Annotated in this window: 18 protein-coding genes; 6 read left to right on the top strand and 12 right to left on the bottom strand. The window is 40.9% G+C overall.

Annotated features, from left to right (window positions below; translation table 11 throughout):
- On the bottom strand, window positions 1-912 hold a 912-nt coding region (locus tag IJT21_00860; GenBank protein ID MBQ7576796.1), incomplete at its 3' end, for an MBOAT family protein.
- A 252-nt stretch (window positions 913-1164) separates the two neighbouring features.
- Between IJT21_00860 and IJT21_00855 the strand changes: the two genes are divergently transcribed.
- The 4 genes from IJT21_00855 (at window position 1165) to IJT21_00840 (ending at window position 5481) form a co-directional block, all read left to right on the top strand.
- Window positions 1165-2358: an extracellular solute-binding protein gene (locus tag IJT21_00855; GenBank protein MBQ7576795.1), complete on the top strand. Its 1194-nt coding sequence runs from the start codon at window positions 1165-1167 to the stop codon at window positions 2356-2358.
- 3 nt (window positions 2359-2361) lie between these two features.
- On the top strand, window positions 2362-3105 hold the full coding sequence (rlmB, locus tag IJT21_00850) for a 23S rRNA (guanosine(2251)-2'-O)-methyltransferase RlmB (protein MBQ7576794.1): 744 nt from the start codon (window positions 2362-2364) through the stop codon (window positions 3103-3105).
- Between the two features lie 28 nt (window positions 3106-3133).
- Window positions 3134-4471, top strand: a complete 1338-nt coding sequence (gene gltX, locus IJT21_00845) for a glutamate--tRNA ligase (GenBank protein ID MBQ7576793.1) — start codon at window positions 3134-3136, stop codon at window positions 4469-4471.
- Between the two features lie 71 nt (window positions 4472-4542).
- Window positions 4543-5481: a hypothetical protein gene (locus IJT21_00840; protein MBQ7576792.1), complete on the top strand. Its 939-nt coding sequence runs from the start codon at window positions 4543-4545 to the stop codon at window positions 5479-5481.
- Here the strand turns inward: IJT21_00840 and xth are convergent.
- The 7 genes from xth to IJT21_00805 are packed head-to-tail and all read right to left on the bottom strand — an operon-like array spanning window position 5478 to window position 9068.
- Window positions 5478-6260, bottom strand: coding sequence for an exodeoxyribonuclease III (gene xth / locus IJT21_00835; protein ID MBQ7576791.1), 783 nt, complete (start codon window positions 6258-6260; stop codon window positions 5478-5480). The genes IJT21_00840 and xth overlap by 4 nt on opposite strands.
- A 42-nt stretch (window positions 6261-6302) precedes the next feature.
- Window positions 6303-7112 (bottom strand): Jag N-terminal domain-containing protein, encoded by an 810-nt coding sequence (locus IJT21_00830; GenBank protein MBQ7576790.1) that lies wholly within the window; start codon window positions 7110-7112, stop codon window positions 6303-6305.
- Between the two features lie 24 nt (window positions 7113-7136).
- Window positions 7137-7967 (bottom strand): YidC/Oxa1 family membrane protein insertase, encoded by an 831-nt coding sequence (locus IJT21_00825; GenBank protein MBQ7576789.1) that lies wholly within the window; start codon window positions 7965-7967, stop codon window positions 7137-7139.
- Window positions 7968-7976: 9 nt separating this feature from the next.
- Complete coding sequence (gene yidD, locus IJT21_00820; GenBank protein ID MBQ7576788.1) at window positions 7977-8207, bottom strand: membrane protein insertion efficiency factor YidD; 231 nt, start codon at window positions 8205-8207, stop codon at window positions 7977-7979.
- Entirely contained in the window at window positions 8180-8539 is a 360-nt protein-coding gene (gene rnpA / locus IJT21_00815) for a ribonuclease P protein component (protein ID MBQ7576787.1), read from the bottom strand. Before rnpA ends, yidD begins: the two co-directional genes overlap by 28 nt.
- Window positions 8532-8672, bottom strand: coding sequence for a 50S ribosomal protein L34 (gene rpmH / locus IJT21_00810; protein ID MBQ7576786.1), 141 nt, complete (start codon window positions 8670-8672; stop codon window positions 8532-8534). The genes rnpA and rpmH overlap by 8 nt, the downstream gene beginning before the upstream one ends.
- Window positions 8673-8705: 33 nt before the next feature.
- Entirely contained in the window at window positions 8706-9068 is a 363-nt protein-coding gene (locus IJT21_00805) for a hypothetical protein (protein ID MBQ7576785.1), read from the bottom strand.
- Window positions 9069-9867: 799 nt separating this feature from the next.
- On the opposite strand from IJT21_00805, the gene rapZ reads away from it, so the two are divergent.
- Together rapZ and yvcK are read left to right on the top strand one after the other, a co-directional pair.
- Window positions 9868-10740 carry an RNase adapter RapZ gene (gene rapZ / locus IJT21_00800; protein MBQ7576784.1) on the top strand — a complete coding sequence of 291 codons (873 nt, stop codon included), beginning with the start codon at window positions 9868-9870 and terminating at the stop codon, window positions 10738-10740.
- Entirely contained in the window at window positions 10737-11834 is a 1098-nt protein-coding gene (yvcK, locus tag IJT21_00795) for a uridine diphosphate-N-acetylglucosamine-binding protein YvcK (protein ID MBQ7576783.1), read from the top strand. Before rapZ ends, yvcK begins: the two co-directional genes overlap by 4 nt.
- Here yvcK and aepY read toward each other — a convergent pair.
- The 4 genes from aepY to IJT21_00775 are packed head-to-tail and all read right to left on the bottom strand — an operon-like array spanning window position 11803 to window position 15382.
- Window positions 11803-12918, bottom strand: coding sequence for a phosphonopyruvate decarboxylase (gene aepY, locus IJT21_00790; protein ID MBQ7576782.1), 1116 nt, complete (start codon window positions 12916-12918; stop codon window positions 11803-11805). The genes yvcK and aepY overlap by 32 nt on opposite strands.
- A complete protein-coding gene (locus IJT21_00785) occupies window positions 12908-13699 on the bottom strand; it encodes an iron-containing alcohol dehydrogenase (GenBank protein ID MBQ7576781.1) in 792 nt (263 codons plus the stop codon). Before IJT21_00785 ends, aepY begins: the two co-directional genes overlap by 11 nt.
- Window positions 13654-13920: an iron-containing alcohol dehydrogenase gene (locus tag IJT21_00780; protein ID MBQ7576780.1), complete on the bottom strand. Its 267-nt coding sequence runs from the start codon at window positions 13918-13920 to the stop codon at window positions 13654-13656. Before IJT21_00780 ends, IJT21_00785 begins: the two co-directional genes overlap by 46 nt.
- 28 nt (window positions 13921-13948) lie before the next feature.
- Complete coding sequence (locus tag IJT21_00775) at window positions 13949-15382, bottom strand: radical SAM protein (protein MBQ7576779.1); 1434 nt, start codon at window positions 15380-15382, stop codon at window positions 13949-13951.
- Window positions 15383-15395: the final 13 nt, after the last annotated feature.

The following is a 15395-nucleotide window of genomic DNA, read 5'->3' as shown; positions in this document are numbered from 1 at the left end:
TTTACTGACTCGACTTCCCCCCAACGGTATATAAACGTAATCGCGAAACCATGTCGATAATGAAATATGCCATCTCTGCCAGTATTCCCTAATACTTGACGCGAAATAAGGACTCCGGAAATTTACCATTAATTCAATTCCCATTAACTTAGCGCAGCCCCTCGCAATATCTGTATATCCCGAAAAATCACAGTAAATCTGCACCGCAAAAAAGCATACAGCTATAATCAACACAAAACCTCTATACGCTTCAACATTCGCAAAAATTTTGTCAACCCAGACTGCAAGATAATCAGCTACGGCCATTTTCTTGAATAATCCCCATAAAATTAATTTCAGACCGTAAACCCCCTGCTCATATTTGAAAACGTGTGAACCCTTTATTTGAGGGAGTAAATTTTTTGTGCGCTCAATCGGTCCAGCAACTAACTGCGGAAAAAACGAGATAAACGCCGCATATGCAGCAAAATTTTTCTCCGCCTTCTCCTGTCCCTTGTATACGTCAATAACATAGCTTAGAGTCTGGAACGTATAAAATGATATTCCGACGGGAAGCAGTAATTTCAACGTAACAGGATGTAATTTAATGCTTGCGAACATGTTCAGGAAATTAACGAGCGTCTCAGAGATAAAATTAAAATATTTGAACACGAACAAGACACCCAGACACGACAAAAGCGTAATAACGAGAATTAATTTTCTTGCAAGCCTGAACTTCTCAAGCATTATCGCCGCAAAATATGATACTATAGTCGTAAATAGAATTAATACAACATACTTTGCATTCCAGCTCATGTAAAAATAGTAGCTTGACACGAGAATAATATAAACTCTGAATTTTTCAGGCAACGACCAATAAAGCGCAAATACAACCGGGAAAAATATCGCAAATTGCAATGAGTTAAATAACATTACAGCACCTCACGCAATTATTGAAAGTTGAGATTAAATTTTGTGAATGGGAATAAATTAGATTAGAATAGAATACTCGCCACGAGCCACGAGCCATTATACAAATTTTCGGCCAATTTTGTCAATCCTTTCAATTAATGATTTATTGCGGGAAATATTTTAACTCATTCGGGATTTTCGCTCAATGCAAAATTATTCGCGCGTGATAATATAGTCTCACGAAATAAATTTTTTGCAGGAGGTTAATTTATCATGAAGAAACTTTCTAGCGTTGTTATTGCTCTTGCACTTGTAATCGGTGTGAGCGCGTGTTCATTTGCAGCAAATAATTATGTGATTAGGATTTACTCAAATTCTAATTCCAGCGAGCGTGTAACATGGCTCAAGAACGAGGCTCAAGCAGCAGGATTTATTATCAACATGGACGACTCAACAGTTTATAAGGGCGACACAAGCGCGATTCAGACAGCCAACGAGAACAAAGACGGAGATATTATATTCGGTCTCAATGAAGTAAGATGGTCTCAGCTCGTCAAAGGCGATTATGAAAATCTTTCTGTAATTGAGTGGACTCCTTCATGGGCTGATAAGGTCGGCGAATACAAATACCCAGGCAAGGCTTACGGACTCGTGATACAAAATATTTTGATGCTTTATCGTACTGACGAATACGGCACGCACGGGAAAACTTTACACTTTAAGCACTGGGCAGACCTCGTAAACAGCGGCTATAAATGGTATCGTCAGGGCAGAGTCGGCGGCACTACCAACATGAATATCAATAACGCAATGTTATACGCCTTCACCGATCCTAAATCACCCGCAGGCGGAATTTCTGTAGAGGGCTGGAAAACTTTATGGAAATATTGCGCAGACGGTTATTTTACGGGAGACTCATACGGATTTGACGCACTCAATCGCGGAGACGTTCAAGTCAGCACGTTTTATTCTTCGTCATTATACGGGAACATTGACGCAGCCGGGCAGTCATCAAAGAATCCGCTAAAGGGCACAGTCAAGCCGGAAAATTGGCAGCTCGTAGACATCGACGACGGCACTTATTATATCGCTGAATACATCGGGATACTTGCAAATCCTAACAGAACGCCCGAAGAAACCGAACACGTGAAAAAATTTGCTGAATGGTTCGGAAGTGCAGAAATTCAGCGCGCATGGAGTGAAGAATTTGACTCATACCCCTGCAACGTTGACGCACTCTCGGACCCTGTACCGCTTTATACTCTCAAAAATTGCGCTCTCACAAAAGTAGCCGGAACTGATATGACTTACGCTGAATATGTCGGCCTTCATGCGTCAGAGTGGACGAACATAATGACAAATTTAGGCTTTTACTGGGCAGACAACGCAAACGCCCCCGCCGAGCCTGACTGGGAAAATTTAGACTGGGCAACACTCACACAGAATCAACAGAAGAAGGCAAATTAACTCATGAACGATATTTGCAGGGGACGTAAACCAGTTATAGATCTGCTGAGATTAACTCCGGAAAAGTGCAGAAAACTTTTAATCGCTGACAACGTGAGGCCGCCTTTTCTCGATGAAATTATAAATCTAGCGCGCGAGTCAAAAATTACGTATCAGATATTGAAGCCTGAAGCACTCGACAAATTATCAGAAGGCGAGAAACATCAAGGAGTTATCTGCATGTTGACTCAAGTTAAAGCAATTGAGCTTGATGATTTTCTGCAGGGCGTTGACGGCTCGTCCCCTGCGCTTATTGTCGTTCTCGATCACATAGAAGACCCTCATAATTTAGGTGCTGTGATTAGATCTGCTGAAGCTGGCGGAGCTTTGTGCGTCGTAAATGCTAAGAGGCGTGCGGCTGCTCCTAATGATACAGTGATAAAGACTAGTGCAGGAGCGGCTTTAAGACTTCCGGTTATACAAGTTGTAAATATTACTCGTGCACTTGAGAGACTCAAAGCTGCTAATTTCTGGACGGTCGGACTTGATTCGAATGCAAAAAATTCTATCTGGTCGGAAAAATTGCCGGAACGCACAGCACTTGTAATCGGTGCAGAGGGTGAAGGGCTTTCGCGTCTTGTGCGTGAAAATTGCGATATGCTCGTGAAGATTCCGATTAAGGGCGGTACAGGTTCATTAAATGCGAGTGTAGCTGCTGCACTTGGAGTCTTTGAGTGGTCGAGAGTGTATAATTTTCCCGTGAAATAATAAATCAAATCAGGAGGCAATTTTTTATATGACAGAGAAAAGCGACAAGGTTAGAGTCAGATTCGCTCCCAGTCCAACAGGAGCACTCCACATCGGCGGAGGTCATACGGCTTTATTTAATTGGTTATGGGCGAGACATTGCGGCGGAAAATTTATCTTGCGCATTGAAGATACCGATCTCGAACGTTCAACAAAAGAATACGAGCAAACAATTATGTCAGGTATGGTGTGGCTTGGACTCGATTGGGACGAGGGACCCGACATCGGCGGAAATTACGGCCCTTACAGACAGTCAGATAGACTCGACATTTACAGGGACTATGCACAAAAACTCGTCAACGAAGGCAAGGCATACAAGGACGGAAACGCAATTATATTCAAAGTCGAGCCGGGACAAGATATTTCATTTAGAGTTATAGTTAACGGACAAATTGACGTTATGAGCGACGGACTCAGAGAAAAGGACTCTGACAAACTCAAAGATATAGTAATTATCAAGAGCGACGGAATGCCGACATATAATTATGCAGTTGTAATCGACGACCATTTAATGAATATCACTCACGTTATACGCGGTGAAGATCATATCTCGAACACTCCCAAGCAGATTTTATTATATCGCGCATTAGGCTGGGACGTTCCGGAATTCGCGCACTTGCCCATGATTCTGGGACGAGACAAGAAAAAATTAAGCAAACGCCACGGAGCAACAAGCATTTACGAATATAGAGACATGGGTTATATGCCTGACTCAATGTTTAATTTTCTCGCGCTTCTGGGATGGTCGGCAGGCGATGACAAAGAAATTTTCACACGTCCCCAGGCTGCTGAATGGTTCGAGCTTTCACGAGTTACACGCAAAGCAGCAGTTTTCGATTTCGACAAATTAAATCACATCAACCAGGAACATTTGAAGGCGTTAGATCCGTTTGTAAGGCTCTCAATGATAAAACCGTTCTGGATCGAGAAAAATTTACCAGTTGACTCACATGATGATAAATATCTGGCGGACGCATTGACTCTCATGGCCGGGCGAGGTCAGACAGCAAAAGAAATGGCCGAGTTCTCTGACTATTTCGTATCGTTTGAGCCTGTAAAATCACGTTGGAATGCTGAAGGAGTCGACCGTGAAAAATTAAAACCGTTTTTCGCTGATTTATTCTCGCACGAATGGAAAGCTGAGACACTCGAACAGGCTGCGCGCGATTGGATAAGCTCTCACGAAGGCGCAAAAATGAAAGATTACGCTATGCCCCTGCGATTTGCATTAACGGGAATGAAAGTAAGTCCCGGCGTTTTTGAGGTCGCCGAGATTCTTGGCCGTGATGAGTGCAGGAAGAGACTCGAATTTTACGGGTTAATCTAGTTATTGCCCCCTTTTTTAACGAGAAGGGGGATTATATTTTATTTACGGCCTAAAACAAGGAGTGTTTTATCATGATGGATCAAGCGTGTATTAATTCAATAATGGATTTAGTTTTTTCGTCAAATATGATTGAAAAAGGTATTTACGCATTAGAAGAACGCCCGATTGAATATGAGTCAAATGATATTAATGATGATAGACATTGCGTAAAAATGTGTATAAGCGATCATTTAGGTTTTAATCGCAAAGCCCCTCTATATGAAGCGTGGCCGGCCGGAAATTTATTATTATTTACAGTTTTTGATGGTGTGCTTGAGAATAAATATAATCTTACTGAAGGAGAATCATTTTCTAAACACTATAAAGCTATTCCTGAAAATGACGACTTTGATATTATGACAAAAAATTGCTATAGAATATTGAAGATCATCCGCAATGGAATACAACACAGTCTTAGCAGCATAAATCATTCTAATTCTAAGGATTATATAATAAATTATTCTTTCAATGGAACAAATTTTACTCTGAATATTACAGAAGAAGGTACACGCTCGCTATATACATATGTTACAAATTTTATTACAGGAAAAATAAAAGGTCTCGCGCAATATATCACAGACGGACATTATAAAGGCATTATGCGAACTATATATGAGACAATAAATGCAGAAATTTCGAATCTTTCTGATGAGTTCGGAACTTCTTTATTGAATATCGGTCAAGGTCTAAGTTTAAGAGCTTCTGTCAGATATCCGTTAATAAATCCTAGAATAATTAATCAAGATGATAAATCAATAACTTTTTATCACTTAGAAAATAATGGAACTGATGACGAAACAAGCGCACAATATCAATACTCAACAGATTATGTTTATAACGGGCATCTGCTCCCTCAAGAATTAGGGAAAATAAATAAATATAGCGGCTCTTGTTCCGAAAAGAGGCTGACAAGAGGCACTATAACATTTAATAAATCTGATATTAATATTTTATGGCAGATTAAGAATTAAATTCTATACTCAGCCGTCAAAGGCACGTGATCAGAAGGACGCTCCCACGCACGGACTCTCGTATCAGGTTCGCAATTTACAGCAAGTTTCGCAAGAGACTCACTAGCTAACATGTGATCTATACGCCAGCCGATATTTTTTGTGAGAGCGTCTTTTACTCTATAGTCAAAAAATGTGTAAATGCCTGACTCAGCGTGAAAGAGTCTTAATACATCAACAAGGCCGTAACAAGTATCAGCGAAAATTTTACGAATCTCATCACAGAAACAAACGTGATTTTTCTTTGCTTCAGGGTGAGTAACGTCTATTTTTTCCGGAGCCACGTTTAAATCTCCCAGCCATAAGAATAATTTATTTTTCTCGCGTTCGATTATGTTTCTGACTCGTGCAAAAAATTTTTTCTTCACGTCAAAATCGGGGCTCTCTATTGATTTACCTTGAGGCACATAAGTATTTAACACGCATAAATTTTCATGAGTCAGAGTCAATACCCGCGTATCAAAATTATTTTCTTGGCCGTCATTGAACCCGAACGAAATATTTATATTTGCGCGTAAATTTTCCTTCACTAGCACTGCAACGCCGTTATAACTTTTTTCGCCGCGATAGAAAGTTTTATAGCCCAGCTCATTAAATGCGATTGCCGGGAAAAATTCATCCTGAGTCTTTGTCTCCTGCATGAATAATAAATCAGGCTTTGACTCATTGAGCCACTGAATTAAAATCGGGAGCCTTGTTCTCACTGAATTAACGTTAAAAGTAGTTATCTTCATGATCATAAAAAATTTCCCCCTCGCCTGTTACAGCAAAGGGGAATCAAGTTATTTGCTGAATCGTCTTGAGCGATTATTATTTTGTGCTGCTCTGTTGCGCTGTGCTCTGATTCTCATTGTTGCAGGCCCCGGCGGTATATCGGGCTTTGCGTCGTACTTGGGCATGACTACAACTTTTCTCAACGGCGGCTCACCGATTGACTCTGTAGTTACGTCGTCGCGATCCTTCAAAGTTGTATGAATCACCCAGCGTTCCCAGCTTGCCATAGGTTCGAGTCGTACAGGTCTGCCAAATTTGAGAGCTTGACGTGCTGTAGCCTCTGCTAAACGTTCGAGACTCTTTATTCTGCGTTCACGATAGCCGCTGCTGTCGACTTTGATTCTTGGTTCTCTTCGCGGGTCTCTGAGTGCGAGATTTACAAGATATTCAAGCGATTTCAAAGCATCGCCGTAACGCCCTACAACGTAATCAGCTGCATCATCGCCGGTTATCTCGATTGTATGTTTAACTTCTTCGCTTATAACTGCCTCTGCGTTGAAGTCCATGAGCTTTAATGTTTGATTCACAAATTCCACGCCGTTAAGCATTAAATTTGACACTGACTCGGATTCTTGTGCTGATTCAAATTCCTGCTCGTCTTCAAGTTCTGAGTCTGAGTCTTGTTCCGGTTCCTGCTCGAAATAAGTTATCTCGACCGTTAATTTTTTGCTGCCGAACAAACCGAGAAATCCTCCGCGTTCAGTGCTGATAATTTCGGCCTTGAGTTCTTCTTTTGGGCGAGAAAGTTTTATAGCTGCCTCTTTTAGTGCGTCTTCAATGTCTGCTGCTTCGATCGTTAATTTTTTCTCCTGAGTCAATCATAATCCCCCCTGATAAAAAATTTATTTATTCTTCGGCTTCTCCTGATATAAAGTCGGTTTCTGACTCATTTCTTCAGTTGTTTTGCGTGAGATTCTGACCTGATGAATTATTCCCATTAATGACGAGACCCCCCAATAAAGCAAGACTCCGCCCGGCAAACTGAAGCATATAAACGTCAAGAATAACGGCATAAACCAGTTCATCATTGACATTTGCGGATTTCCTGCGCTCGTTAAATGCTGCTGGTACCAAGTGAGCCACGCAATTAATATTAACAGGATAAAATTAAATATCCACGTGCCAATATTCGAGAATAGCAAGCTAAGATTTGTAAATGACGATAAGAAGACCATAACGACTCCGAGCTGCTCATCAGGAATCTTGACTCCGGCCTCGTCGACGAGATTCAATGCATTTGCTACAGTTGTTAAGACGCTTCCTCCGAGATTGACTCCGAAAAATGTAACGTTCGTAAATGCTTCAGTCTTTGTTAAATCATATAATACGCCGTAAAGTAAAATAAATATCGGCAATTGAATCAATAACGGAAGACAGCCGCTCGCAGGGTTGACTTTATTTTCCTTGTATAGTGCCATAGTCTCGCGGTTGAGTGCGTCTTTATCGTCCGCGTATTTTTCCTGCAAAACTTTTAATTGAGGCTGTAATTTCTGCATTCTCTGCATACTGACCATTTGTTTTTGCGTCAATGGGTGCATTAAGAGTCTTACAAGCAGAGTCAGCGCGATAATTGCAAGTCCCCACGCGAAATTTGTTCCGATTCCGATTCCTGTTATAGCGTTGTGAATAAATTGCAGCAAACCGAGTAATAATGCTTTTGCCTGTGCCCACATTTTATAAAATCACCTCGTATTAAATTTTTTGGGAGGTAAGTCGATACCGCCCGGATGCCACGCCCCGCACTTAATGAGCCTCTTAAATGTTAACCATGTGCCGCGAAAAAATCCCCATTCTTTATAAACACTCACGGCATAATTTGAACATGTCGGATAAAACCTGCAGTGCGCTCCGATAAATGGTGATATAAATATCTGGTAAATCCGAATTAGTGCGATTGCGAGACGGGATAACATGATAATAAATTTCTGTGTCGTAATAATCTCAATAGTTCTCTGTAAATATCCTGCGTTTTTGAGTCAAGCCCCTTATCCTTGAGTCCTAACACGATTTGCAAGCCCGGTGTTAATTTGCCTGATAACTGCCTGAATGCCTCGCGCAAGATTCTTTTGCCTCTGTTCCTGATATTAGCTTTGCCCTGATGTTTTCCCACTGCACAGCCGAATTTTATTGAGTCTGAGTCGTCCTTCAGATAAAGCAACCGCACCAGCTCGCCGTTAACTTTTATGCCAGTGCGGAATATCTTGTCAAATTCCCAGCCTTTTTTCAGCTTGTGAATATTAGGCACGTGTTAAAAATTTGCGTCCGATTCGTCTTCTGTTGCGGAGAATCTTGCGCCCAGACGGTGAAGCAGAACGCGCAAGGAAACCTATTTTGCGTCTTCTCGGCAATACATGAGGCTGAAATGTTCCCTTTTTCATGATGTAGTTGTAAATGCTCCTCTCTTAGATTTATTACTCTTTGTAAGTGGCTTTGCCGTCGCTTTCAAGTACGATCTCATATACTTTGAATAAATCGAACTCGTGCCACTCAGTGTAAGTTTCGTCTGTGAAATCAGCCCTAATATCCCAAAGTCTAACATTTCTGTTGCTATTGAATGTAATAGTGCAGCTTTCTCCGTCTCTTAATGGCTCCCAAGGCGAAATTTTATCGTCGTCAACGTCCCAATCATCGTTATATGCCGGACCGACCCAGAAACCGACGATAGTTTTTCCGGTGTTGTTTACGAGTCTGAAATCTTGACGGCCTGCAAAAGCTGTTGACGCAAATAATACAGCAACAAGCACCAATAACAGCGCAAAAGCAAACTTTTTCATGAATAAATGCCTCCTCCAAAATTTTTGAGCTGATTAATTTCCAGCATAGATAGCAAGATTATAGCACAGCATAGTATTTACAGTAATTTTTTTTCTTTGTTCGCGCTGCTCATTCAATTCGGGTGGGTGGGCGGGCTGAATCACAACACGTTTTCGCGCCGATACCTTCAGCCCATAAAAATATTTTTGCTGCGATTAATGGGGGGCAGCTAATGACGCACAAACGGCACCGGTTGCAAAAAAGGTTTTGATTTTGACTTTGCTGTTATAATAATAATCACAGAAAAATTTTATTTCTTTATGCATGCGATTTTACTTATAGTTAGCACACTTGAATAACAGTAAAAATTTTTGCATGTTCACGAAGTAAATTATGTATACGGGAGCAGCTAATGACGCATAAACAGCATCGGTTGTAAAATTTTGACTTTGCTGTTGTAATAATAATCTACAGAAAAATGTTCACACAATATTTCACAAGAGACGACAATTTTACAACTACATTTGCAACTACAAAAATGTTAATCTTTCACAGTTATAGTAATATCTCACAAAAAAATTTTATTTCTTTATGCATGTGATTCATTTATCGCGATAATTTTTTATAGTCAGCACACTTTAATAACGGTAAAAACTTTTTGCATGTCCGCGCAGTAAATTATGTATACTGGAGCAGCTAATAACGCACAACAGGCACCGGTCCTTTGCTATTATGGCTTAATTAATGAAGCACTGACGGAAAAAATTTTTGCATATATTCAAGTGCTACAATATTATCAAATTAGGAGGTGTAATTTACTTGAACAATTCTAAACAATTCATAATCGTTACAGGCATGAGCGGAGCAGGTAAAACTATGACTCTTAAGGTTCTAGAGGACTTCGGATTTATCACGATCGACAATTTACCGCCGGAATTACTGCCGCAATTATTCAGACTCGTATCTGAACGCCCCGAAGCAAATAAAAGCCGCGGAGTCGTCGCAACTGTTGACGTTAGAAACGTGAGCAAAAATTTTGTGAAGGTCATTGATGATATTTCGTCAGCTTGGGAAGGAGACGTAAAAGTTATATTTCTCACAGCGTCCGACGAGGAATTATTACGCCGTTATGAACGCACAAGACGTGTTCACCCGTTAAATAAAGGACTCTCGACACGTGAAGGAATCTTAGCAGAACGAGAAATTTTATCACCCGTTTTAGACCGCGCAGATATAGTAATAGATACTTCAATGATGGATTTACACCAGCATAGAGAACGCTTACTCAAAGAATTTTTCGAGGAAGACGGCGGAATCTCTATATTAATCAGCTCATTCGGGTATAAATACGGAGTCCCGCAAGATTCAAGTTTTGTTATTGACGTTCGCTGCCTGCCAAATCCTTATTACGTCGATGAACTGAAAAATTTAACCGGCACTGATAAGCCCGTAAAAGATTATTTACTGGAATATCCTGAGACAAAGGAATTTATAGATCTCACGAAAAATTTTTTAGATTTTGCGATACCTCAATTTTTGAATAACGTTCGAGGACAGCTGCATATTGCAGTAGGCTGCACAGGAGGCCGGCACAGATCCGTTGCTATGGCTGAATGGTTGTACGAAATTTATTCGCAAATTTATTCAGGAGTCTGCGTTATCCACCGCGATAAGGGGCATGGCCATCAATGAGTTATTTTATTCTGGGAGTCTTCACGACTTTGTTGATACTCTTTATGTTTGGGCGGATAAAATTAAAATCTGCTCCCATAATCGAACGTGCAATTAATCGCAGGTTATCGAGCGGCCCATATATTTTAGCGATCGGAGGCGGAACGGGATTATCGACTCTTTTGCGCGGGATAAAGGCTTTCACGCGAAATATTACGGCGGTTGTAGCTGTAACTGATGAAGGGGGGAGCTCCGGCAGGATTCGCAATGAATGGGGAATGTTGCCGCCCGGTGATGTTCGTAACTGCATAGTAGCTCTTGCCGAGAATGATAACGAGCTCAAGAAAATTTTAGATTTCAGGTTTGATCGCGGGGAATTGTCCGGCCATAGTTTAGGAAATTTATTATTGCTTGCTGTTACGGAAATGTGCGGAGATTTCAGCTTGGCAGTAGAGAAAATGAATCACTTACTATCAATCAGAGGGCGTGTTTTACCTGTTACGACAGAAAGTATTACATTAATGGGAAAAACTAAAGACGGACAACGAGTCAAAGGCGAGCTTGAAATTTCAGAACACGGCGCATCATTGCAGGAAATTTGGCTTGAACCAGTGAACGCAAAGCCCTTACCTGAAGTTATAAGCGCAGTAGATGACTCTGACGTAATTTTATTAGGGCCGGGGAGTCTTTTCACGAGCGTAATACCAAATTTGTTATTGCCTGATTTCGCCGATAAATTAAAATCTGCAAGAGTCCCGAAAATTTATATCTGCAACTTGATGACTCAGCCGGAAGAGACTCAAAATATGAACGTCGTACAACATTTAGAATGGCTTAGTGCTGCTTTAGGGTGCGTGCCTGATTTCGTAATAGTAAATAGTGAAGAGATTCCAGCAGATATAGTTCAAGCATACGAGAAAGACGGCGCGAGTCCGTTATATCTCGACTATCATCAGCGCGAAATAATAAAGAATATGGGCTGCATTTGCGTTGAAGCTCCTACAGCCTTAGTGCTTGATACTGAAAAAGGGCGGGTTCTGCGTCATGACCCGAAAAAATTAGCGTCGATAGTGTTTAAGCTCTTCAGGAAGATTGACGAGCAAGAAATTTCATAAATGAGTCTTTATTCTCTCGTGCGCTTGTTGTCGGCCGGCCTAAGTTATCACGAGATTTTATCTGCGATTTTGCTTCAATAAATGTTAACGAGTCTGACTCTCTTGCAGCTTTCAAAGCATTATCAAGGGAGTCATAATTTTCTGCGCTGAAGACATTTACATAACCGCAATTTTTCGCGATTTCCGGCAAATTAATTTTTCCTGCTGCAGTGGGAAGACCTCCGACGCTCTCATGTGAAGAATTATTTATTACGATGTGAATTAAATTTTTCGGCGCAAGACTTCCGATTACAGCGAGTGCTCCCAAGTGCATTAATGCAGCTCCGTCGCCGTCAATGCAGAAAATTTTTGTGTCAGGTTTATTCAGCGCGACTCCCAGTGCAATACTTGACGCATGACCCATTGAGCCCACTGTCAAGAAATCGCGTTCATGAGTGTCCCTTAACTCGAATAATTCGCGGCTTGTTTTTCCTGTTGTGCTGATGATGGGTGAATCGCCCGAAAATTTTATTATGTGCCTGATAATTTCTTCGCGAATCATGAAATAATTATTGCTGTATGAAATTTTTTCGCCGTAAGTTAATGCACCCTTACGAATCACAAAAGCGGCGCAATGACCGTTATTTAATTCGAGCTTGAAATCTTTCATGACGTTATCTAATTCTTGAATGCTTGTATCTTGACTCATGACAAAAAATTTTATGCCCAAATCCTTTAACAGCTGTAGTGTTACTTTGCCTTGATAAATGTGCTGGGGTTCGTCATGGACTCCTGGTTCGCCTCTCCAGCCGATTATAAAAATTTCCGGAATATTATAGACTTCAGGATTTAATAAACTCGTTGAAGGGTTGACAATATTTCCAAGCCCGGAATTTTGCATGTAGACCGCCGGAATTTTCCCCGTTGAGAGATTATAACCTGCTGCGATTGCTGCTGCGTTGCCCTCGTTAGCTGCGATTATGTGATGATTCGAGTCTGTTCCGTAAGTGTTCATTAAGTAATTGCACAACGCTTTTAACTGGCTGTCAGGTACTCCCGTGAAGAAATCGCAATTAAGAATCTCTACAAAATTTTTAACGTCCATTATTTAATATCTCCCTGTACAAATTTTTTATAGTGAGTGAGTCTAATTGTACCGGAAAATTTTTCAAACGTTCGGGATTAACGCTTTCTGACAAAATATTTATTTCCTGCTCATTAGCTTGAGGAATCGCCATATTTAAGCGCGTAAAAATGTCATTAAATTTTTCTGCTGCTTCTTGCGGAGTATTACAGCCCATTGAATCAGCAATTTCATGAAGGACGGGCAAATTTTTATTTATCAGCCATCGAAATAATACCCTGTTGCACAATGCCGCCGCGTGTCCATGAGCAATATTATATAATCCCGTAATTTTATAGCACATTGCATGACCTGCCGTCGTCTGTGCTAAATTAATTGCTTTGCCTGCTGTATATGCATTCTTAAGCATTGAGTCAGGGTTATACGAGTCCGGGTAATTTGCTAAATTTCTTGTGATGTTAGTTAGTGCTTCGCGTGAAAAAATTTTGCTTGATTCATTTGCATTTACTGACCAGAAAGACTCTAACGCATGTGATAGAGCGTCTAAAGCTGAAGATTTGCGATGATAATCGGGCAGATATTTTAGCAGTTCCGAGTCAAATAATACAGAGTCAGGGATTATTTTATCGTCAGTGATTGAGAGCTTTTTACCGTCCTCATAGAGCACCGCAAATCTAGTAGCCTCACTTCCTGATCCTGCTGTCGTAGGAATTACAACGAGCATTGAGTCAGGATTATTCAACTTCACATATTTTGCTACATCAATTGTAGTACCCCCCCCCCCCCTAGTATAAATACGCAATTTTTCTGCGTGAAATATGCAGCTGCTTTCTTTGCGTCTTCAAGTTTAGGGTTAGGAGTAAAGCTCGTGAAGTGAATTATCTTATCACTGACAGAGTCTAAGCAACTAGAGAGCCGGGAAAAATTTTTAAATGCTGATTTCCCATGAACAAATAAAATATTGCCGTTTACTGACTGTAAAATTTCTTGAAGCTCGTCATAATTGTTTAATATCCTCTGCATTGTTTTGCACCTCGTTAAAAAATTTTTGCTAACGTATCTGCGCGCGTATCATGCTCGAAGAAACGCCCTTTGTGTAATCAGGTTCTATGACTTGGCCGCCCCATTCTGACATTGCAGCGATTGCCTTTGCTCTTACGTCCGATAAAGGCCCCTCGCGCCAGTCTTTGCCGTGTACCATAAAATCGGGCTTGAGATTTCTTATATTCTCGTCATAGTCCTTAGTTTTTTGCGGGACAATCTCATCAACATATTTAATGCTTTCGAGTACAATTTTTCGCTGATCATAAGTCATATAGGGTTTAGGCTTGTACGATGAAATTGCTTCGTCGCTGAATAAACCTACAATGACTCGGCCATAACGCGCGGCAGTCTTCAAAATGTTTATATGTCCCGGATGAATTATATCAGCTGACATAGGAACATAAACGGTTAAATCTGAATTCTTGATTCTCTCGCGCACTTGTGAGTCATCAAAAATGTAATCGCCTTCAACATTCGAACATTCCGGCATTAAAGCGCGTGCAGGGCGTTTTTCGTGATTGACGCAGCCGTCGCAGAGAGTCCCGCCTAAATCGTTTTGCATGAATCTTCGGCGCATATCCTTCATTTTTTCGCCGTACCAGCCGTCTTTAAGCGAGACTTTGTTCAAATCCGCAACAATTAACATGTTCTCATAGTCAGCATTCTCAATCGATAAATATCCCTCTTGAGTTACAGAAATTGCGTCAAAGGGGAGATTACAACGGCGTTTTACTTCGTCGTCGCAATCACAGCGCAAATAATCATCAATTTCAGGCATATAACCGCCCTGATTGTAGACGTACTTAAACACTATTTGATCCGCTAAACCTTTGAAGACTTCAAAATATTTTTCCCGCAAATTTTCAGTGAAGCGCGTCAAGATTCCGGTTACATAAATTTTGTAGTTCCTGCCGGTCTCCTGCCTGTATTGATTCAGGTAGCGCAAATTATTCATGACTGTGTCAAAATCGTCTCGGCCGTGAATGAATTTGTATAATTTTTTTTGCGGGGCATTGATTGAAAATTTTATGCTGTCGAGTCCTGCGTCAATAACTGCACGAATCTTTTCAGGAGTCGCAAGTGAGCCGTTAGAAGTCAAATATACATAAGTGTAGCCGATTTCTTTTGCTTTAGCGATAAATTCGGGTAACTCAGGAACTAAAAACGGTTCGCCCGTCGCGTAAAATCCAACTTCACGAGTCCCAAGCTCATAGGCCTGACGCAAAATATCAAAACCTTTTGCCTTGTCCATCTTTGAAACTTTCCGGCGCATTTTCTGATGAGCACAGAATATACACGCATGATTACACACGTTAGAAAGCTCCATCAAAAAATTAGTTTTCGGGAAAGGAGGCTCTAACGAGTAAAGCTCCTCCCGATCGGCCTTCTTGAGTCTGACTCGCTCTTGAAGGTCTACATCTTTTCCCATTTTGCCGCACATGGTGAAATTAATA

Source organism: Synergistaceae bacterium, assembly GCA_017443945.1.
GTDB lineage: Bacteria > Synergistota > Synergistia > Synergistales > Aminobacteriaceae > JAFUXM01.
This window is presented reverse-complemented; position numbering and strand designations above follow the sequence as displayed.